Origin of the sequence: Streptomyces sp. NPDC051677, assembly GCF_044453465.1 — a bacterium.
Lineage (GTDB): Bacteria > Actinomycetota > Actinomycetes > Streptomycetales > Streptomycetaceae > Streptomyces.
Map to the genome: position 1 here is coordinate 235,706 of NZ_JBITCT010000008.1, position 19,271 is coordinate 254,976.

Consider the following 19,271-nt stretch of genomic DNA (forward strand, 5'->3'; position numbering starts at 1 on the left):
CTACGCCACCGTCGCCAGCTCCTCCCGCCGCTCCCGCGGCACGAACCGCACGCGCGGGTGTCCGTGATTCCAGCCCACCGACAGGCGCAGGTTGCCGACGCGGGCCAGGACCAGGCCGACGGTGACGGCGGCGGCGGCCGAGATCACGCCGCCGACCGCGAGGCCCGCCCGGACGCCGTACGCGTCCGTGACCCAGCCGGCGATCGGCGCGCCCACCGGCGAGCCGCCCAGGAACACCATCATGTAGAGGGCCATGACCCGGCCTCGCATGGCCGGGTCGGTGCCCATCTGGATGCTGGTGTTCGCCGTGACGTTGATCGTCATGCCGAACATCCCGATCGGGGCCATGAGCAGCGCGAACAGCCAGAGCGAGGGGGCGAGCGAGGCCACGATCTCCATCGCGCCGAAGGCCACCGCGGCGGCGATCATCACCCGCATGCGGGCTGTGCCGCGCCGGGCCGCCAGCAGGGCGCCCGCCAGCGAGCCGACCGCCATCAGCGTGTTGAAGAGGCTGTAGGAGCCGGCGCCCGCGTGGAAGACGTCGTCGGCGAAGGCGGAGAGGTAGACGGGAAAGTTGAAGCCGAAGGTCCCGATGAAGCCGACGAGGACGATGGTCCAGATCAGGTCCGGGCGGCCGGCGACGTAGTGGAGTCCCTCCCGCAGCTGGCCCTTGCCGCGGGGCGCGCGCTCGACGACGTGCAGTTCGCGGGGCCGCATCAGCAGCAGGCCGGCGATGGGCGCGACGAAGGACAGGCCGTTGGCGAGGAACGCCCAGCCGGTGCCCACGCCGGTGATCATCAGACCGGCGACGGCGGGGCCGACGAGGCGGGCGGACTGGAAGTTGGCGGAGTTGAGACTGACCGCGTTCTGCAGCTGGTCCGGGCCGACCATCTCGGAGACGAAGGACTGGCGGGCCGGGTTGTCGACGACGGTGGCGAGACCGACGGCGAAGGCGACCACGTACACGTGCCAGACCTCGACGTGCCCGGAGAGGGTCAGGGCGGCCAGCACGATGCCGGTGAGAGCCATCGCGGACTGGGTGAACAGCAGGGCGCGGCGCTTGGGGAGGCGGTCGACGAGGACCCCGCCGTAGAGGCCGAAGAGGAGCATCGGCAGGAACTGCAGGGCCGTCGTTATGCCGACGGCGGTCGCGGAGCCGGTGAGGCTGAGGACCAGCCAGTCCTGGGCGATGCGCTGCATCCAGGTGCCGATGTTGGAGACGACCTGGCCGAGGAAGAACAGCCGGTAGTTCCTGACGCTCAGGGAGCTGAACATCGAGGCCTTGCGGGGGGACGTGCCGGCGCCCCCCGGAGTGCCGGGGGGAGAGTCGTGGGTGGTCGGTGCGGGGGCGGAATCTGCTCCGGATCCCGTACTCAAAAGGGTTCGCCTCCTCGAAGACTGCTTACAGATGCGCGAGTTTCTCCAGCACGGGGGCGGCGGCGCGCAGTTTCGCCCACTCGTCCTCGTCGAGGCCGTCGACCAGGGTGGCCAGGAAGGCGTTCCGCTTGGCGCGGCTCTCCGCGAGCATGGTCTCGGCCTGCTCGGTCTTCGTGACGACCTTCTGGCGCCGGTCCTCGGGATGCGGCTCCAGCCGGACCAGGCCCTTGGCCTCCAGCAGCGCCACGATGCGGGTCATCGAGGGCGGCTGCACATGCTCCTTGCGGGCGAGTTCGCCGGGTGTGGCGCTGCCGCAGAGGGAGAGGGTGCCGAGCACCGACATCTCGGTGGGGCTCAGCGACTCGTCGACCCGCTGGTGCTTGAGCCGACGGGACAGCCGCATCACGGCTGATCGCAGGGAGTTCACGGCGGCCGCGTCGTCGCCATGGCTTAGGTCAGGCATCTCTTTAGGGTAACTCATTACTCTCGCTAAACAAGCTGGGGCGCGCCAGGATTCCCGTGACCCTGGCCACGGAGGCATCACGCTCACTCGAACGAGTGAGTAGACAGCGGAAAGTGACCGGACTTCGGTGCGCGGACGCGACCCTGGTCTCATGGGGACCACTGTGCTCAGCCTGCGGATCGACGGGGAGCTGCTCGAACGACTCCGGCAGCATGCCGCGAAAAGGGGAATGAGCGTCCAGGACTACGTCGTCCAGACGCTCATTCGTGATGACTTCGACGAGCGGTTCCAGACCGCCGTCGAGGAGACGGAGAAGTTCTACGGGCTCATGTGAACCCGGCCTCCCGGTCGCCCCGGTCGCCCGGCGGCCCGGTCACAGAGAGGGTCAGGTCAGGTCCAGGGCCGGCATCAGGTAGTAGAAGGTGAAGACGGCGGAGACCACGTACATCGGCACCGGGACGTCCCGGCCGCGCCCGGCCGCCAGGCGCAGCAGCACGAAGGCGATGAAGCCCATGCCGATGCCGTTGGTGATCGAGTAGGTGAACGGCATCATCACCATCGTGATGAAGGCGGGCATGGCGATCGTGTAGTCGCTCCAGTCGATCTCCTTGACCGAGCCCGCCAGGATCAGGAAGCCCACCGCGAACAGTGCCGGGGTGGCGGCCTGGGACGGGACCATCGTGGCGACCGGCGTGAGGAACAGCGCGACGGTGAACAGGCCGCCCGTGACGAGGTTCGCGAAGCCGGTGCGGGCGCCCTCGCCGACGCCGGCTGTGGACTCCACGAAAGCGGTGGTGGCGGAGGAGGAGCTGGCGCCGCCCGCGGCGACCGCGAGACCGTCGACGAAGAGGACCTTGTTGATGCCGGGCATCTCGCCCTTGGCGTTGGTCAGCTTGGCCTCGTCGGAGACGCCCATGATCGTGCCCATCGCGTCGAAGAAGCACGACAGCAGCACGGTGAAGACGAAGAGGATGCCGGTCAGCACGCCGACCTTGTCGAACCCGCCGAAGAGGCTGACGTCGCCGATGAGACCGAAGTCGGGGCTGGCGACGGGGTTGCCGGGCCACTTCGGGGTGGTGAGGCCCCAGGAGGGGATCGTGGCGACGGCGTCGATGATCAGCGCGAGGCCGGTCATCGCGACGATCGAGATCAGGATCGCGCCGGGCACCTTGCGGCTGATCAGGGCCAGCGTGAGCAGCGCGCCCAGGATGAAGACGAGGACCGGCCAGCCGTTGAGGTGACCGTCGGCGCCGAGCTGGAGCGGGACGGTGGTGTGGGCGGCGTCCGGGATGCGGCTGACGAAGCCGGAGTCGACGAGCCCGATCAGCATGATGAACAGGCCGATACCGATCGAGATCGCCTTGCGCAGACCGAAGGGCACGGCGTTCATCACGCGCTCGCGCAGGCCGGTGGCGACCAGGAGCATCACCACGAAGCCCGCGAGCACGACCATGCCCATGGCGTCCGGCCAGGACATCCGGGGCGCGAGCTGGAGCGCGACCACCGAGTTCACGCCGAGGCCGGCGGCCAGCGCGATGGGCACGTTGCCGATCACGCCCATGAGGAGGGTGGTGAAGGCGGCCGTCACACAGGTGGCGGTGACCAGCTGACCGTTGTCGAGCTGGTGCCCGTACATGTCCTTTGCGCTGCCGAGGATGATCGGGTTCAGCACGATGATGTACGCCATGGCGAAGAAGGTGGCAAAACCGCCCCGGATCTCGCGCGGCAGTGTGCTGCCCCGCTCGGAGATGCGGAAGTAGCGGTCGAGGGCGCCGAGGGCGGGGCTGGACATGTTTTGGCGGTTCCTACGAAGAGAAGTGGTCAGACACAAACCGTTTCAGTATGAACCTATAGCGTTCAGAACAGCCATCTCCGCGCGTAGATGTGACCTGCTCGTAAGCTGTGCCCCATGGCCGCGTTTTTCTCGGGACCCACCAAGCACGAGGCGCCGGAGCCCCTGGAGGGCCCGGTCGTCGCCACCATCACCGGCGGCACGATCCTCTGGTTCGTCCTCTTCATCGTCCAGCTCCCCTTCTACGGCTGGTTCGACGACCACGGCCATCTGTGGTGGCTGTGGACCTGTCTGGCCGGAGCCGGGCTGGGACTGATCGGCATCCGGATCGTGCGCAGCCGGGACGCGGCGATCAAACGCGCGGCGGCGGCCGCGGACACCTCGGCGGCAGCGGCGCCCGCAGCCGCGGCCGAGAGCACCGAGACGCCGCCCGCCGAGTAGAACGGGCCCTGGCCGTACAACCGGCGCACTATCCGTCTCCTCCCCAGGTCGGATCTTCCGCCCCTCCGACGGGTGAACGCCGATATCCACACGTACCGTCGATTCCATGGCCCACACCGACGCGCCCGCCTCCGTGCCGACGACGGCGACCGGTCTCACCGCCGCCGAGGTCGCGGACCGCGTCGTGCGCGGTCAGGTGAACGACGTACCCGTCCGCAGCAGTCGCACCGTCGGCGAGATCGTCCGGGCGAACGTCTTCACCCGGTTCAACGCGATCATCGGCGTCCTGTGGGTGATCATGCTCGCCGTCGCGCCCATCCAGGACGGCCTGTTCGGGTTCGTGATCCTCGCCAACACCGGCATCGGCATCATCCAGGAGTGGCGGGCGAAGCAGACCCTGGACTCCCTCGCCGTCGTCGGCGAGGCCCGCCCCACCGTCCGCCGCGACGGCACGGCGGTCGAGGTCTCCACCTCCGAGCTCGTCCTGGACGACCTCATCGAGATCGGTCCCGGCGACAGGGTCGCCGTGGACGGGGTGTGCGTCGAGGCCGACGGGCTGGAGATCGACGAGTCGCTGCTCACCGGCGAGGCCGATCCCGTCGTGAAACGCCCCGGCGACCAGGTCATGTCGGGCAGCTTCGTGGTGGCCGGCGGCGGCGCCTTCCGGGCCACGAAGGTCGGCCGCGAGGCCTACGCCGCCCAGCTCGCCGAGGAGGCCTCCCGCTTCACCCTCGTCCACTCCGAGCTGCGCTCCGGCATCTCCACCATCCTCAAGTACGTGACGTGGATGATGATCCCGGCCGCGATCGGCCTGGTCGTCACCCAGTTGTTCGTGAAGAACAACGACCTCAAGGACTCGATCGCCCGCACCATCGGCGGCATCGTCCCGATGGTCCCGGAGGGGCTGGTCCTGCTCACCTCCGTCGCCTTCGCGATCGGCGTCATCCGGCTCGGCCGGAAACAGTGCCTCGTGCAGGAACTCCCGGCCATCGAGGGCCTCGCCCGCGTCGACACCGTCTGCCTGGACAAGACCGGCACCCTCACCGAGGGCGGCATGGACGTCACCGAGCTCAGGACCCTCGACGGCTTCGACGAGACGTACGTACGGCGGGTGCTCGGCGCCCTCGGGGAGTCCGACCCGCGGCCCAACGCCTCCCTGCAGGCCGTCATCGCCGCCTACCCCGACGCCGAGGACTGGCGCTGCACCGAGTCCCTGCCGTTCTCCTCCGCCCGCAAGTACAGCGGCGCCAGCTTCAGCGAGGGCAACGGGGAGAACAACACCTGGCTGCTGGGGGCGCCGGACGTGCTGCTGGCCGACGACGCCCCCGCCCTCGCCGACACCGAGCGGCTCAACGAGCAGGGCCTGCGCGTGCTGCTGCTGGCCCGCGCCGCCCGCGACCTCGACGACCCCGACCCGGCCCACGACGCCAAGCCCGCCGCCCTCGTCGTCCTCGAACAGCGGCTACGGCCCGACGCCGCCGACACCCTGCGCTACTTCGCCCAGCAGAACGTCCACGCCAAGGTCATCTCCGGCGACAACGCGGTGTCGGTGGGGGCGGTGGCCGCGAAGCTGGGGCTCGACGGCGGCACGGTGGACGCCCGCCGGCTGCCCGCCGACCAGGCCGGCATGGGGCAGGCCCTGGACGAGGGCACCGTGTTCGGACGGGTCACCCCGCAGCAGAAGCGGGACATGGTCGGCGCGCTCCAGTCCCGCGGGCACACGGTCGCGATGACCGGAGACGGCGTCAACGACGTCCTCGCGCTGAAGGACGCCGACATCGGCGTGGCGATGGGGTCGGGCTCCGAGGCCACCCGGGCCGTCGCGCAGATCGTGCTGCTGAACAACAGCTTCGCGACACTGCCGTCGGTGGTCGCGGAGGGCCGGCGGGTCATCGGCAACATCACCCGCGTGGCGACCCTGTTCCTGGTGAAGACGGTCTACTCGGTGCTGCTGGCGCTGCTGGTGGTGTGCTGGCAGGTCGAGTACCCGTTCCTGCCCCGCCACCTCACGCTGCTGTCCACCCTGACCATCGGCGTCCCGGCGTTCTTCCTCGCTCTCGCCCCCAACACGGAACGGGCCCGCCCGCACTTCGTACGGCGGGTGATGCGGTACTCGATCCCGGGCGGGGTGATCGCGGGCGTCGCGACCTTCGTGACGTATCTGATCGCCCGTCACTACTACGTCGGCGAGGGCTCGTTGGACGCCGAGACCAGCGCGGCGACGCTCACGCTGTTCCTGATCTCGATGTGGGTGCTGGCGATCATCGCCCGCCCGTACACCTGGTGGCGGGTGCTGCTGGTGGCCTCGATGGGCGCCGCGTTCCTGCTCGTCCTGGTGGTCCCCTGGCTCCAGCACTTCTTCGCGCTGAAGCTGGTCGGGGTGACGATGCCGTGGATCGCGGTGGGTGTGGCGGCGGTGGCGTCGGTCGCCCTGGAGTTCTCCTGGAAATGGGTCGACCGCCGTTTCCCCGCTTAGCGCTCGCCTTGAACCGAAAGCGGCCGGTCCCGGAGGTCCCGGGGCCGGCCGCTCTCACGTTCTGCGTGTGCCGAGTTACCGCACGTCGACGTAGTCACCCGCGGCGACGGTCGCCGGGGAGGTCGTGGTGCCGACGAAGGAGTAGCGGTAGTAGCCGTCCACGCCGGCCTTGACGGTGGTGGCCAGACCGCCGGTCGAGGTGGTCTTGACGGACTTCACCGTGCTGTAGGTCGTGGTGCCCGCCTTGCGGAACTGCAGCTGGGCGTAGACGCCGGCGTAACCGGTGTACGTGCCGGTGTCCCAGTTGGCGCGGGTCAGGCGGCCCGTGACGGTGATGGTCTTGCCCTTCTTCACCGGCTCCGGCGCGGCGTTGACCGTCAGCTTGGACGCGCGCTGCAGCTTGGTGACGGCCAGGGAGTCGGCCTCGACGTAGCCGACCTTGCTGAAGTCGATGTCGGTGGCGTTCGGGTCGACGTCGTTCCAGTCGACGATGTAGCCGGCCGCCTTCCACGTGGTGGCGTCGACGTTCTCCAGCTCGTCGGCCGGGAGGATGTCGATGGTGCCCTTGCAGGTGGCGACCGTGGCCGAGGTGTTGGTGCAGGACGGCCAGTCGTCGCCGATGAGGAGGTTGTCCGGCTCATCGGAGTTGCCGCGGTAGATGAGCAGGTCCAGCTCGGTGTCGTCCGCGGTGACGTCGACGCCCGCGCCGTGCGTGACCGTGAAGGTGACCGGGGCGGTGGCCTTGCCGCCGGTGCTCGCGAGGATCGGCTTGCCGTTGTTGATCCGGACGTTGCCGAACTTGGCGTCCAGCGCGTACGGGGTGCCGGTGTCGGCGGCGGTCGAACCGGTGAAGGCGCTCTTGCCGGAGGTGGCCGCGTGCAGGGCCTTGAAGGTGTCGACACGGCTGTGCGAGTCGCTGCCGGTGGCCTGTGCGGCCGGCACGGCGAAGGCGGACAGGGCCACGGCGCCGGTGACGGCGACCACGGTGGCGCGTATGCGCATTGCGTTTCCCCCTGAGGAGAGGGGCCCCGGACGGTGGCCGCTCACGCGGCTCGTCGTCACATCCGGGGCCCAAAGTGATGGTGGAGTCTGTTGACTCACCCCATCAGATGGCCGACGGGGACGGATGGTTGTACGTCCCGTGAGGAATTCGTGGGGAATTTCTTCACCCGAGCCCTCAGTCGAACCAGCGGTCCCTGGCCAGTTCCTGAGTGCGTGACGGGTCCTCGAGCAGGGCCGCGACCTCGAACCGGCGCGGCCACTGGCGGGCCGCCCAGGCGAGCCCGGCGGCGACGCCCTCCAGGGTGGCGGCGTGCAGGACGCCGTCGTCCGTCAGCCGCCAGTCGATCTCCACGCCGTCGACGACGAGTTCCTCGTGCTCGACGTACGTGTCGGGGGTGAGCGGCCCGAGCAGCACCCGCACCGACTCCGGCACGTCGTGCTCGGCGCCCTCGGAGTCGACGGCCCCCGTGACGGACTCGCTCAGTCGCCGCACCTGGAACAGCTCGGCCAGCTCGGCGGCCCGGGCGGGCCGTACGGGCAGCAGCGGGACGCCCTCCGTGAACGGCAGCAGATCGGGTGAGTCGACGACGACGGCGTCGGCGGCGTCCACGACCTCGACCCGCCCGTCTACGACGGCCCGCAGCTCGTCCGGCAGGGTCACCTGCTCGGGGTCCAGCTCGGCCAACGCGCCGTAGAGGCCGTGCAGTTGGGCGGAGGTGACGGGGCGTTCGGGGTCGGCGAGCCGGTCGAGGAGTTCGGCGGAGCCGCCGGGCTCGTCGAGGAGGGCCGCCACGGACGTCCGTACGCCCAGCGCCCGCAGCACCTGCTCGTCGTCGAACCCGGTGGCGTCGGCCTCGTCGTACAGGCCGTGCAGGAGCGGGTCGCCGCCGGCGGCCAGCAGGCCGGCCGGGCGGCGGCCGTCGAGCACCGGGTTTCCGCGCAGCCACCAGGCCGTGTACGGGCGTACGACCTCGTGGGTGCCGTCCGGGAGGAGGATGCGGACGGGCTGGGTGAGGGCGTCGCGCAGCGGCGGCCGGGCGAGCAGCGCGAGGGCCTGCGGCCAGCGGTCCTCGTCGACGAGGTCGAGGTCGCGGACGGCGACGAGTTCGGTGGCGACGGGCGGCACGGGCGAGTCGGGGAAGCGGTCGAGGATGTCCTCGCACCACACGTCGACGGCGTCCAGCAGACCGGCGTCGTCGGGTTCGGCGAAGTCCCCGTCGCGCGGCTCCAGTTCGTCCGGGTCGAGGACGACGTCGGTGGCGCGCACGAGCGCGAAGTCGGCGAGGACGCCACAGGCCGCGAGCGGCTGTTCACCCCATTTGTCCGCCAACTCGGCGTCGACGGCGGCGAGTTCGTCCTCGCGGATGACGGAGGCGAACGGGCTGCCGGGGAGGACGAGTTCACCTGCGGGGACGAGTTCGCCGTCCTCGTCGGGCAGCGCGAGGGCGCCGAGCCAGGGCTCGTCGCCGGGTTCGAGACCGGCGTCCCGGACGAGGGCGAGGACCAGGTCGGCGAGTTCTTCGGCGTCCGGGGTGTCCTGGTCGTCCCAGGCGCCGCCGTCGTCGTCCAGGGACGCGGCGACGGCTGCCCGCACCTGCGGGGTGGTCAGGACGGCGCGGGGCGTGGCGGGCAGGGCGCCGAGCTTCTCCAGGAGGGGGTGTGCGGCGTCCCGGTGGGCGACCTTGAGGCCGAGCCGGGCGAGGGAGGCGGAGGTGGCGGCCCAGGTGTCGTCGGGGGTGGGCCCGTCGGGGAGGGGCAGCAGCACCTGGCGCGGGCCGATGGTGGTCCGCCGGTCGGCCAGCGGCACGGGCAGCCCCGAGAGCCGGTCCGGATCGACGCCCGCGAGGCTGTCGTAGAGCCGGTACCACCAGTCCGGGTCCTTCTCCAGACCGGCCAGCCGGTCGATGGCGTCGGCGAGCGGGATCCGGGCCACGCCCAGCGTGCGCAGCTCCGCCCGCCGCTCCAGCCCGGCGGGCAGCAGGGTCGGCAGGACCTCCGCCAGCACCCGCACGGTCTCGGCGCCCGCGCCCTCGACGACCTCGGCGTCCCGGGGCCGGAGGGCTTCGGGAAGCTCGACGTCGTGCTCGGCGTGCTCGGCGTGCTCGTCGGGCCGGTTCTTGACGGGCTCGACGGCGGGCGGCAGGAAAGCCGTCCGCGGCAGCCGTTCGAGGACGGCCTGGCGAAGGGCCCCGTCGAGCTCGCCCTTGCCCAGCGGGCCGGGCACCAGGTCGATGATCCCGGCGCCCACCGGCCGCCAGCCGGCGAGGAGTTCGGCGTACACGTCCGCCGCCCGCTGCACGAGGTGGTCGGTCAGCGGTCCGGGGGCGGCGTGCCGGCGGGTGGTGTCCAGCGGGAAGGAGGCGATCAGCAGGGCGGGCACGCCGAGGGACTCGTCGCTGGGGGTGGGCGCGTGAACGACGGGGGTGGTGCGGGGCCGCACGGGCGCGCCGTCCTCGTCGACGGGCACGGCCCAGGTGACCGACCAGTGGGGCCGCAGCCGCTCCTCCACCGGCCGGTCGGCCAGCAGCTCGGGGCCGAGGGAACCGTGCGCGGCGGCGACCCGCCACCGGGTGCTGCCGTCCCGGGTGTCCTCGACGACGGTGAGGGCGCCGTCGGCGGAACGGCTCAGGGTGCGCGGGGCGTGACCGTCGATCTCGATCACGACCTCCGCCAGCCCCGGCAGGGCGAGGAGCAGGGCGTCGTCGACGGCGGTGAGGAGCCGCTCGGCGAGATCGGCGGCGGCCGGGTCGCGCAGCGGCAGGATGACGGCCGTGTCGTACGGGTCGGGCGCGGTGCCCTGGGCGGCGAAGGGCAGCCGGAGCAGCGGCACATGTCCGTCGCGCCGCCGGATCTCGTCGCCGAGTCCGGGGCTGTGCCGGGCGGTGTCCCGGGCCAGCTCGCGGGCCTCGGCGAGGGACCAGCGGACACCGCCGTGGCGGCCCACCACGGCGGGCTCGTCGGTGACGGCGATGACGGCGGCGAACCCGACGCCGAACCGTCCGACGGCCACGGCCGACTGCTGGGCCTCACGCTTGGCGGAGGCACGGAGGGTGGCGAGGGACTCGACGCCCGCGGCGTCCAGGGGGGCGCCTGTGTTGGCGGCGACGAGGACGCCGTCCCGGAGGGTGAGCCGCAGTCGCCCCGGCACTCCGGCCCGGGCCGCGGCGTCGGCGGCGTTCTGAGCGAGCTCGACGACGAGCCGGTCCCGGTACCCGCCGAGGACGAGATCCTCCTCGGCGTTGGCGTCCTCCCGGAAACGGGCGGGGCTCGTGGCCCAGGCGTCCAGCACTCCGCGACGCAGGCGGGCCGTGCCGAAGGGGTCCGCGCCCTCGGGCGCCGGCCGCACGAACTTGCTCACGTGTTCCACTCTCCTCATCGGCGTGAGGACGAAGGTACCGCTCGCGAAGAGTGGCCGTGCCGCCTGGACTCCCGGGCCCTGATGCCGTAGGGCGGCGGAGTCGGCCGCCGGCCGCGCACGTCACGAAGCCCGCCCGAAGACCCCCAGCCAGTGAGACCTTCGTCACATCGGGCCGGGGAGCCGGGTCAGGAGTGCCCCAGCTCCGCCGTGTCCTCGTCCGTCGCCTCCGGCACCGAGCCCGAGTCCGGGGCGGGCCGCAGCGGGAAGGGGTCCACCCGGGTCTCGTCGATCACCGGCGCGGGGGGCCGCGGCGGCGCGGGCATGACCGCCGCCTCCGAGTGGCCCCCGCAGCCGTACGCCAAGGAGACGACCCGGCCGTCCGCCGGGGAGAACTCGTTGGCGCAGACACCGAAGGCCTGTCCCAGGGAGCCCCCGATGGGGGTGAGGAAACCGCAGCTCACACAGGTCGCGGGGGCCGCCTGGGCCATCGGCGTCTGGGGGCCGAAGCCCTCCTCCCAGCGGTCCGCGGCAACGTGCAGGCCGTACCGGGACAGCACCCGCGCCCGGCGCATCCCCAGCTCCTCGGCCACCGCGGCGATCGTCCCCCGCACCGGCGCCGTGGGCAGCTGCGCCGGCGCGGCCGGAGTCACCTCGGCGTCCTCCGCCTCCACCAGCTCGGCCATCTCCTCGGAGAACGGCGAGTTCGGCAGCGGCTCGTCCACGCCGGTGAAGCCCGGCTCCAGCCGGAGGTCCTCCGCGTCCGTGGGCAGGAGATCGCCGGGACCCATGTCCCCGGGCCGCAGCCGCTCGCTCCACGGGACCCACTCCGGGGCCAGCACCGCGTCGGGGCCGGGGAGGAGAACCACCTCGTCCAGGGTGACGATCTTCGCGCGGGAGGCCCGCGCCACCGTCGCCGCCCAGCGCCAGCCCCGGTACCCGAGCTCCTTGCACTCGAAGTAGTGGGTGACGACACGGTCGCCCTCGGAGAGCATCCCTACGTGCTCGCCGACCACGCCGGGGGCGGCTGCCTCCTCGGCTGCGGCACGGGCGAGGTCGACCGCCTCGGCGCACAGGCGGTCGGGGGTGCGGCTTCGCGTGGTCGCTGCGCTCACAGGTATCGCTTCTCTCCTACGCCGTCTCTCGGTGCGCCTGCCTGAAGGCGGCGGGTGCGGACGGAGCGGACCAAAGGGCCGCGTCGACGTCCGCGCCCGATCGCGCTCGGGCGCACCTGCTGTCATCCATTCTGCGGGATGGCCGGGAGGCGCGCGGCCGAGAACGATCGCCACGGCGCGCTACGCACGCTACCTGCTCCCGGACGCTCGGCCTACACCGACGGGACGTTTCCCCCCACCGAACGCTCCCAGAATGCCCGATCACACGGCCATACGCGCGGTAACCCCACTACATACCGCGTTCTCGGGGCACTATGACGGGGTGGCAGCCGCGCAGACACCCCAGGGCGCCACCGGCATCGGTGCGACGAAGGGGATCAAGGGGAGGAGCCGGGTGAGCGGTTCGGGCCGGATGAGCGGGTCCGTCCGCGCGGTCGGCCGTGCCCTGCACCTCCCGTTCACCGGCACCGCCCGCGGCATCAGGAAGGCCACGCACGCACACGGCGCCGGCGAGTCCGGGCTCGGCAAGCTGATCGAACTGCACGCCGTGAACGGCGCCGGCGACGTCATGATCACCGTCGCGCTCGCCTCCACCGTCTTCTTCTCGGTGCCGACCGACGAGGCCCGTGGGCGCGTCGCGCTCTACCTCGCCATCACCATGGCCCCCTTCACCGTCCTCGCCCCCGTGATCGGCCCGCTCCTCGACCGGCTCCCGCACGGCCGGCGCGCCGCCATGGCCGGGTCCATGGTCGCCCGGGCGATCCTCGCGCTCGTCCTGTCCGGCGCGGTCGCCACCGGCAGCATCGAGCTGTACCCGGCCGCGCTCGGCGTGCTCGTCTCCTCCAAGGCGTACGGGGTGGTCAGAAGCGCCGTCGTGCCCCGTCTGCTGCCGCCCCGCTTCTCCCTCGTCAAGGCGAACTCACGCGTCACCCTGGGCGGCCTCCTGGCCACCGGCATCGCCGCGCCCATCGGCGCCGGACTGCAGGCCCTCGGGCCGCGCTATCCGCTCTACGGCGCCTTCGCGATCTTCGTGGCAGGCACGATCCTGTCGTTCTCGCTGCCCCGCAAGGTGGACTCCGCCAAGGGCGAGGACGTCGCCCTGCTCGCCGCCGACGAGCAGCACCTGCACGGCCCGCACCGCAGGGAAGTGAAGCGGCCGGGCCTCAGGACGGTCGGCATCGCCGTCACCCACGCCCTGGGCGCCAACGCGGCCCTCCGCTGGCTGTCCGGGTTCCTCACCTTCTTCCTGGCGTTCCTGCTGCGCGAGCACCCGCTGACCGGGCAGAGCGCGGCGGTGTCGCTGGGCATGGTGGCCGTGTCGGCGGGCGTGGGCAACGCGCTCGGCACGGCGGTGGGGGCGTGGCTGCGCTCCAAGGCCCCGGAGCTGATCATCGTCACGGTCGTCGCCGTCGTCCTGGGCGCGGTGCTCGTCGCCGCCCTCTTCTTTGGGGCGTTCCTGGTGGCCTGTCTGGCGGCGGTCGCCGGGTTCTCGCAGGCGCTCGCCAAGCTGTCCCTGGACGCGCTGATCCAGCGCGACGTGCCGGAACTGGTGCGCACCTCGGCGTTCGCCCGCTCGGAGACCATCCTCCAGGTGTGCTGGGTGTTCGGCGGCGCGGTCGGCATCGTGATGCCGCTGAACGGCACGCTGGGCCTGTCGGTGGCCGCCGCGGTGGTCGCGCTGGGCTGGCTGACCACGGTCCGCGGCCTGCTGTCCTCGGTCCGGCAGGGAAGCGGTGCGAAGCCCCGCGTGGCGTAACACACAGCCACGCCGTACCCCGCGTAGGGAGGCGGCTGGACGTGCCCGATAGCCTTCCGCCATGACCATCCTGCCCCGCGGCGGAGCCGCTGATGCATTCGGCGCCGTGCGACGCCGCCGCGCCGTCGCCGCCGTCGGCGCCGTTTCCGCCGGACTGCTCGTCCTGTCGGCCTGCGACAAGCCGACCCCTCTGTCCACGATCACCGTCGGCCGCGACTCGGTCAGCTCCGAGGCCACCTGCGGCGGCGAGGGCGACACCCTGGACGCCGCGGCGCTGACGAAGTGCCTCGCCGACAAGGACATCAAGTCCATCAGCGTCGACCCGGACGAGACCGTCCGCTTCGGCGTCGACCCCGACGTCGCCGACAAGCGCTGGACGATCCTCATGAACGGCCAGCCGCTCACCGAGGACAGCGACAAGACGTACCGGACGATCCCGGGCAGCGTCTTCTTCAACGCCCAGTACGGCGCCCAGGGCGACTCCACGCTCGTCACCATCAAGGCGGGCGACGGCAAGAAGGCCAGCCAGGCGGCGACCGGCCTGTGGTCCTTCAAGCTCAAGAAGGACGACTGACCACGCCCCGCGCACGCATCCTCGTGGCCACCGCGGTCCCCGCCGAACGGGACGCGGTGGCACGGGCGTTCGTCGAGCCCGCCCAGGAGGCGCGCCTGCCCGGGGTGACGCTCCACCGGCTGGACGCGGACCGTCCCGACGTGGCCTTCGACCTCCTCGCCGCCGGAGTCGGCCCGGCCCTGGCCGCGGCCTCCGTCTCTGCCGCCCTCACCGCGGCCTCCCTGCACGACGACCCCTACACCGTCGTCGTCTCGACGGGCATCGCCGGCGGCTTCGCGCCCGCCGCCCCCCTCGGCGCCCTGGTCCTCGCCGACGAGATCACCGCCGCCGACCTGGGCGCCGAGACCGCCGACGGCTTCCTGCCGGTCACCGAGCTGGGCTTCGGCGCCGTCACCCACCGTCCGCCCGAGTCCCTCGTACGTGAGTCCGCGGCCGCCACCGGGGCCCTCACCGGCGTCGTCCTGACCGTGTCGACGGTCACCGGCACCGCCGTCCGGGCCGCCGCCCTGCGCGAGCGCCATCCGCGGGCTCTGGCCGAGGCGATGGAGGGGTTCGGGGTCGCCGAGGCGGCCGCCGCGCACGGCGTGCCCGTGCTGGAGCTCCGCGCGGTCTCCAACCCCGTCGGGCCGCGCGACCGTGCCGCCTGGCGCATCGGCGAGGCGCTGGCGGCCCTCACCGAGGGTTTCGGGAAGCTCGCACCCGTACTGGAGAGTTGGAACAGGCATGACCAGTGAGCAGCCGCAGCCGCTGCAGATCGCGTACTCGCCCTGCCCGAACGACACCTTCGTCTTCGACGCCCTCGCCCACGGCCGCGTGCCGGGCGCGCCCGTCCTCGACGTGACCTTCGCGGACATCGACATCACCAACGGCATGGCCGAGCGCGGCGAGCTCGACGCGCTGAAGGTGTCGTACGCCGTGCTGCCGTACGTCCTCGACGAGTACGCGCTGCTGCCCTGCGGGGGCGCGCTGGGGCGGGGCTGCGGGCCGCTGGTGCTGACGCGGGAGGCGGGCGTCGACCTGACGGGCCGTACCGTCGCCGTGCCGAGCGAGAAGTCGACGGCTTACCTGCTGTTCCGGCTGTGGGCGGCGGAGACGGTCCCCGGGGGCGTCGGCGAGATCGTCGTCATGCCGTTCCACGAGATCATGCCGGCCGTGCGGGACGGAAAGATCGACGCGGGCCTGGTCATCCACGAGGCCCGCTTCACCTACCAGAACTACGGCCTGCACAAGCTCGCGGACATGGGCGAGCACTGGGAGGACACCACCGGCCTGCCGATCCCGCTGGGCGCGATCATCGCCAAGCGGTCGCTGGGGGCGAAGACCCTGACGAAGCTGGCCGATTCCGTCCGCGCCTCCGTGCGCGCCGCCTGGGACGACCCCGAGGCCTCCCGCCCGTACGTCATGGAACACGCCCAGGAGATGGACCCGACCGTCGCCGACCAGCACATCGGCCTGTACGTCAACGAGTTCACCGCGGACCTGGGCGAGGACGGGTATGCGGCGATCCGGGGATTGCTGACGCGGGCGGCGGCGGAGGGCTTGGTTCCGGCCCTGGGGCCGGAGGCACTGGCCTTTCCCTGAGCTGCCGGTTCGCTGAGGTTCCGGTTCGCTGAGGTTTCCGGTCCCCTGAGGTTCCGGTTCCCTAGGGTTTCCGGTCGTCGCCCTCGCCCAGAGGCGTGCGGGGCGGCCAGTGGGCCAAAGACAGCATCCCCAGGACCTTGCGGATGAGGAACACGGCCAGGGGCAGTTCGACGCACACCGCGAGCACCGCCGACAGCCACACGTCGGGGGTGCCGAGGGCGAGCGACACGTCGAACCACGCGTCGCAGACCAGCAGGGCCGCCGTCGCGGCGGCCGCCACGGCGACGGCCCGGTGCCGACGCCAGCCGAGCAGGGCGGTGCACGCCATCGCGAGCACGAGCAGGACGTCGAATCCCACCCAGGCCGTGCGCCACTGGCGGACCGTGTACCCGCTGGGCAGGGTGAACCAGAGCAGGACCGTCCACGGGACCAGGCCGACGCTGGACACGGTGAGCAGTTCCAGGGTGTGCCGCCGCTGCCGCCGGATCCGCTCCAGCAGCTCAGGGGGCGGGGGCGGGGCGGCGGCAGCGCCGCCACCGGGCTGGGTTCGTATGTCGCTCACGTCGGCCTGTCCGAGGGACTACACGTCCAACTGGTCGGCGACCGCGCGCAGCAGACCTGCGATCTTCTTGCCGGAGGTCTTCTCCGGGTAGCGGCCCTTCTCCAGCATCGGGGTGATGTTCTCCAGGAGGGTGGTCAGATCCTGGACGATGGAGGCCAGTTCGTCGGGCTTCTTGCGCTGCGCCGCGGCGACCGACGGGGTCGGGTCGAGAATGACGACGGAGAGGGCCTGGTCGCCGCGCTGTCCGGCGACGACGCCGAACTCCACTCGCTGGCCCGGCTTCAGCGCCTCGACTCCGGCAGGCAGGACGGAGGAATGGACGAAGACGTCACCGCCGTCGTCACGGGAGAGAAAGCCGAAGCCCTTCTCACTGTTGAACCACTTGACCTTGCCCGTCGGCATGGGATGTGACCTCGTCCTCGGTGTGTCGGAGCCGGATGGCTCGTTGGAAACGGCGGAGACCCTATGTGCCTAGCAGAACCACTTGACCTTGCCGGTAGGCACGTCTGTCCTCGTCCTCGTACTCGTCGGAAAACTGCTTCGGAAACAGCTCTGGAACCGTTACGGAACGGCTCTGGATAGCACTTGGGCGGGTCGTCCATGACCCGCCGGTACCAAGGCTAATGGTCTTGCGTCCGGTGACAAGACGTCCCCCGGTTGTTCCTCAGGGCTGGGAACTACCCTGGTCCGGTGCGTGACAAAACCCAAACGAATTCCGCCGCCCCCGGTGACCGACTGATCCGTGCCGGTGCCATCGTGTTCTTCGTCGGCGCCGTGGCCACACTCGTCACAGTCGCCCCGCTGTTCCTCGGCACGACGCCTTTTCCTACGTACATGTTCGGATTGAGCATGCTCATGGGCGTCGGCTTCCTGATCGCCGCCGCGGGCGTTCTCCAGTCGGTCGCGGCCGGCCGCCGTCAGGCGCGGGGCGCGGAACGTTAGTCGCCCAGGTGGGCGGAGAGCCAGGCGGGGAATTCGGTCAGGTCGGCGAGCACGATATCCGCACCGGCCGTCCGCAGTTCCTCCGCACCGATCGGCCCGGTCGGCACGGCCACCGAGAGCGCCCCGGCGGCGTGCGCGCCGCGGACGTCGCCCACGTGGTCGCCGACGTAGACGCGCGCGCCGTGCTCGCGCAGCGCCTCCGCCTTCCGCTCGGCCCACAGGTCGCCGATCACCGCGTCGGGGGCCAGGCGCAGATACTCCACCTGCAGCTTCGCGTTGGGCTGGTGCTTGGCGGTGACGACGATCGCCCGCCCGCCGGCCGCCTGCACGGCCGCGATCGCCTCCCGGGCGCCGGGCAGCGCGGTCGCTCCGGTGACCCCGTGCTCGGGGTACAGCGAGCGGTAGACGTCGGCGACGGCCGCCACCTGCTCCGCCGGGTACCAGTGGGCCAGCTCGGTCTCCGGCGGCGGACCGAGGCGGGTGACCACGAGGTCGGCGTCTATGTACGTCCCCGTCCGCTCGGCGAGCGCCAGGTAGGTGGCGCGGATGCCGGGCCGGGAGTCGATCAGGGTCATGTCGAGGTCGAAGCCGACGGTGAGCACGGGTGACGTCATGCGGCCATTCTGCCCGGCGGCCGCAACCGTCCTGTTCTCTGTCCTGTTCTCTGTTCCTGCTTCTCCTACTTCTGTTTCTGCGAGCGCCAGACCAGGAACAGCGCCGACGCCACGGCCGCACCCCGGAGCACCCAGGGCCAGGTCTGGGCGACGGCGTCGCTCATCTGCCCGTCGACGATGGGCTCGCCCCAGCGCTTGGTGGACCGCCCCCAGAGCCAGACCAGCCCGGCGGTGACCGAGAGACCCGGCAGCCACATGACCGCCGCCTTCGTCTCCCGCTCGGTCAGCCGTCGCGAGGCGTAGGCGATGGCCCAGCCCAGGACCAGCGCGAGGAGGCCCTTCCCGTTGCCGAGCACCGCACCCGCGACCAGGCACGCGGCGGCGAGGAGGAGCAGCGGGTTGCTCCAACGACGCCTCGGCCCACCGGCGGAGGCCCGGCGGAACCGAAGCCGTCGACGCCGGCGGAGGCCGGCGCCCTCGTCCTCCGCCGCCTCCGCTTCCGCACCCGCGACAAGGACCTCGTCCTCGTCCTCATCGTCGTCCTCGTCCTCGTCGTCCTTCGCTCTCGGCGGGGGCTTGAGCAGGTCGGGGATCTCCACGCCGCCGACGAAGCCCGGCACGTCGTCGCCGAGGCCGAGCGGGGCGGGCTCGTCCAGCCACCAGTCGGGCGTCTCCCGGCCGTCCTCCAGCGGCGGGGACGGGACGTCGGAGGGGGGTGCGGGGGGCGGCGAGCCGGGCCGGGGGCGTGGCACGACCCGCCGGATCCCCTTCGACCGCCCCGGTCGCGCCGGCCGCTCCTCGCGGTCCCGTTGGACGGGCACGGCGGGCGTCGGCGTCTGCGGGGCGCCGGCGCCGCCGTCGGCTGCGGCGGCGACGATGTCGTCGGGGCTGCCGAGGCGGTCGATGATGCGGCGGACGGCGGCGGGCGAGTCGACCGTGGCCTTCGCCCGGCGGCGGTCGATCTCGTTGCGCAGCTCGGAGACGAGCCGCATCCGGGTGGCCGACGACAACTGCCGCTGCTGCGCGACATCCCCGACCCGGCTCAGATACTCGTAGACGACTTGGTCGCTCTCGATCCCCACGGGAAGAAGCTACCCCGTCTGTTTGCCCGCGCCGCGCAGCCGAGAGTGCAGGAGTTCGAGGGCAGGCCTCGCAGGACCGACGGCGGGGGCAGCGGGGCGGCAGCCCCCGTCGACGCCCGCCCCACCGGCAGAGGCACCC

General features: G+C 71.9%; 18 protein-coding genes. 8 read left to right on the forward strand and 10 right to left on the reverse strand.

Annotation, left to right across the window (positions count from 1 at the left end; genetic code table 11):
• Entirely contained in the window at positions 1-1,377 is a 1,377-nt protein-coding gene (locus tag ACIBAF_RS12420; protein WP_399463135.1) for an MFS transporter, read from the reverse strand.
• Positions 1,378-1,402: 25 nt separating this feature from the next.
• Positions 1,403-1,840, reverse strand: coding sequence for a MarR family winged helix-turn-helix transcriptional regulator (locus tag ACIBAF_RS12425; protein WP_079661527.1), 438 nt, complete (start codon positions 1,838-1,840; stop codon positions 1,403-1,405).
• A 151-nt stretch (positions 1,841-1,991) separates the two neighbouring features.
• Here ACIBAF_RS12425 and ACIBAF_RS12430 point away from each other — a divergent pair, with 151 nt between their 5' ends.
• Positions 1,992-2,174: a ribbon-helix-helix protein, CopG family gene (locus ACIBAF_RS12430; protein WP_399463136.1), complete on the forward strand. Its 183-nt coding sequence runs from the start codon at positions 1,992-1,994 to the stop codon at positions 2,172-2,174.
• A 51-nt stretch (positions 2,175-2,225) separates the two neighbouring features.
• Here the strand turns inward: ACIBAF_RS12430 and ACIBAF_RS12435 are convergent, their stop codons facing one another.
• Complete coding sequence (locus tag ACIBAF_RS12435) at positions 2,226-3,632, reverse strand: NCS2 family permease (RefSeq protein ID WP_399463137.1); 1,407 nt, start codon at positions 3,630-3,632, stop codon at positions 2,226-2,228.
• A 117-nt stretch (positions 3,633-3,749) separates the two neighbouring features.
• On the opposite strand from ACIBAF_RS12435, the gene ACIBAF_RS12440 reads away from it, so the two are divergent.
• On the forward strand, positions 3,750-4,073 hold the full coding sequence (locus ACIBAF_RS12440; protein WP_399463138.1) for a DUF2530 domain-containing protein: 324 nt from the start codon (positions 3,750-3,752) through the stop codon (positions 4,071-4,073).
• Between the two features lie 106 nt (positions 4,074-4,179).
• Complete coding sequence (locus ACIBAF_RS12445) at positions 4,180-6,549, forward strand: HAD-IC family P-type ATPase (protein ID WP_399463139.1); 2,370 nt, start codon at positions 4,180-4,182, stop codon at positions 6,547-6,549.
• 75 nt (positions 6,550-6,624) lie between these two features.
• On the opposite strand, the gene ACIBAF_RS12450 is transcribed toward ACIBAF_RS12445, so the two are convergent.
• The 3 genes from ACIBAF_RS12450 to ACIBAF_RS12460 all read right to left on the reverse strand — a co-directional run bounded on the left by ACIBAF_RS12450 (position 6,625) and on the right by ACIBAF_RS12460 (position 12,021).
• Positions 6,625-7,551 (reverse strand): hypothetical protein, encoded by a 927-nt coding sequence (locus ACIBAF_RS12450; RefSeq protein ID WP_399463140.1) that lies wholly within the window; start codon positions 7,549-7,551, stop codon positions 6,625-6,627.
• Between the two features lie 175 nt (positions 7,552-7,726).
• Complete coding sequence (locus ACIBAF_RS12455; RefSeq protein WP_399463141.1) at positions 7,727-10,909, reverse strand: sacsin N-terminal ATP-binding-like domain-containing protein; 3,183 nt, start codon at positions 10,907-10,909, stop codon at positions 7,727-7,729.
• A gap of 185 nt (positions 10,910-11,094) precedes the next feature.
• Positions 11,095-12,021 carry a DUF3027 domain-containing protein gene (locus tag ACIBAF_RS12460; protein ID WP_399463142.1) on the reverse strand — a complete coding sequence of 309 codons (927 nt, stop codon included), beginning with the start codon at positions 12,019-12,021 and terminating at the stop codon, positions 11,095-11,097.
• A gap of 322 nt (positions 12,022-12,343) precedes the next feature.
• Here ACIBAF_RS12460 and ACIBAF_RS12465 point away from each other — a divergent pair, with 322 nt between their 5' ends.
• The 4 genes from ACIBAF_RS12465 to ACIBAF_RS12480 all read left to right on the forward strand — a co-directional run bounded on the left by ACIBAF_RS12465 (position 12,344) and on the right by ACIBAF_RS12480 (position 15,932).
• Positions 12,344-13,777 carry an MFS transporter gene (locus ACIBAF_RS12465; protein WP_399463143.1) on the forward strand — a complete coding sequence of 478 codons (1,434 nt, stop codon included), beginning with the start codon at positions 12,344-12,346 and terminating at the stop codon, positions 13,775-13,777.
• A 61-nt stretch (positions 13,778-13,838) separates the two neighbouring features.
• Entirely contained in the window at positions 13,839-14,351 is a 513-nt protein-coding gene (locus ACIBAF_RS12470) for a DUF2771 domain-containing protein (RefSeq protein ID WP_399463144.1), read from the forward strand.
• On the forward strand, positions 14,321-15,085 hold the full coding sequence (locus ACIBAF_RS12475; protein ID WP_399463145.1) for a futalosine hydrolase: 765 nt from the start codon (positions 14,321-14,323) through the stop codon (positions 15,083-15,085). The genes ACIBAF_RS12470 and ACIBAF_RS12475 overlap by 31 nt, the downstream gene beginning before the upstream one ends.
• Complete coding sequence (locus tag ACIBAF_RS12480; protein ID WP_399463146.1) at positions 15,075-15,932, forward strand: 1,4-dihydroxy-6-naphthoate synthase; 858 nt, start codon at positions 15,075-15,077, stop codon at positions 15,930-15,932. Before ACIBAF_RS12475 ends, ACIBAF_RS12480 begins: the two co-directional genes overlap by 11 nt.
• Positions 15,933-15,993: 61 nt before the next feature.
• On the opposite strand, the gene ACIBAF_RS12485 is transcribed toward ACIBAF_RS12480, so the two are convergent.
• Positions 15,994-16,494, reverse strand: coding sequence for a hypothetical protein (locus tag ACIBAF_RS12485; RefSeq protein WP_399463147.1), 501 nt, complete (start codon positions 16,492-16,494; stop codon positions 15,994-15,996).
• A gap of 18 nt (positions 16,495-16,512) precedes the next feature.
• Positions 16,513-16,896, reverse strand: a complete 384-nt coding sequence (locus ACIBAF_RS12490) for a cold-shock protein (protein ID WP_057579095.1) — start codon at positions 16,894-16,896, stop codon at positions 16,513-16,515.
• 288 nt (positions 16,897-17,184) lie between these two features.
• Here ACIBAF_RS12490 and ACIBAF_RS12495 point away from each other — a divergent pair, with 288 nt between their 5' ends.
• Complete coding sequence (locus tag ACIBAF_RS12495) at positions 17,185-17,436, forward strand: hypothetical protein (RefSeq protein WP_399463148.1); 252 nt, start codon at positions 17,185-17,187, stop codon at positions 17,434-17,436.
• Here ACIBAF_RS12495 and ACIBAF_RS12500 read toward each other — a convergent pair.
• Both ACIBAF_RS12500 and ACIBAF_RS12505 read right to left on the reverse strand, forming a co-directional pair.
• On the reverse strand, positions 17,433-18,050 hold the full coding sequence (locus ACIBAF_RS12500; RefSeq protein WP_399463149.1) for an HAD family hydrolase: 618 nt from the start codon (positions 18,048-18,050) through the stop codon (positions 17,433-17,435). The two genes, ACIBAF_RS12495 and ACIBAF_RS12500, sit on opposite strands and share 4 nt — an antisense overlap.
• A gap of 65 nt (positions 18,051-18,115) precedes the next feature.
• A complete protein-coding gene (locus ACIBAF_RS12505) occupies positions 18,116-19,132 on the reverse strand; it encodes a hypothetical protein (RefSeq protein ID WP_399463150.1) in 1,017 nt (338 codons plus the stop codon).
• Between the last annotated feature and the right edge of the window lie 139 nt (positions 19,133-19,271).

Coding starts and splice junctions, on each gene's coding strand:
- ACIBAF_RS12425 (WP_079661527.1), bottom strand. CDS start 1,840: ATGCCTGACCTAAGCCATGGCGACGACGCGGCCGCCGTGAACTCCCTG.
- ACIBAF_RS12430 (WP_399463136.1), top strand. CDS start 1,992: ATGGGGACCACTGTGCTCAGCCTGCGGATCGACGGGGAGCTGCTCGAA.
- ACIBAF_RS12435 (WP_399463137.1), bottom strand. CDS start 3,632: ATGTCCAGCCCCGCCCTCGGCGCCCTCGACCGCTACTTCCGCATCTCC.
- ACIBAF_RS12440 (WP_399463138.1), top strand. CDS start 3,750: ATGGCCGCGTTTTTCTCGGGACCCACCAAGCACGAGGCGCCGGAGCCC.
- ACIBAF_RS12445 (WP_399463139.1), top strand. CDS start 4,180: ATGGCCCACACCGACGCGCCCGCCTCCGTGCCGACGACGGCGACCGGT.
- ACIBAF_RS12450 (WP_399463140.1), bottom strand. CDS start 7,551: ATGCGCATACGCGCCACCGTGGTCGCCGTCACCGGCGCCGTGGCCCTG.
- ACIBAF_RS12470 (WP_399463144.1), top strand. CDS start 13,839: ATGACCATCCTGCCCCGCGGCGGAGCCGCTGATGCATTCGGCGCCGTG.
- ACIBAF_RS12480 (WP_399463146.1), top strand. CDS start 15,075: ATGACCAGTGAGCAGCCGCAGCCGCTGCAGATCGCGTACTCGCCCTGC.
- ACIBAF_RS12490 (WP_057579095.1), bottom strand. CDS start 16,896: ATGCCGACGGGCAAGGTCAAGTGGTTCAACAGTGAGAAGGGCTTCGGC.
- ACIBAF_RS12500 (WP_399463149.1), bottom strand. CDS start 18,050: ATGACGTCACCCGTGCTCACCGTCGGCTTCGACCTCGACATGACCCTG.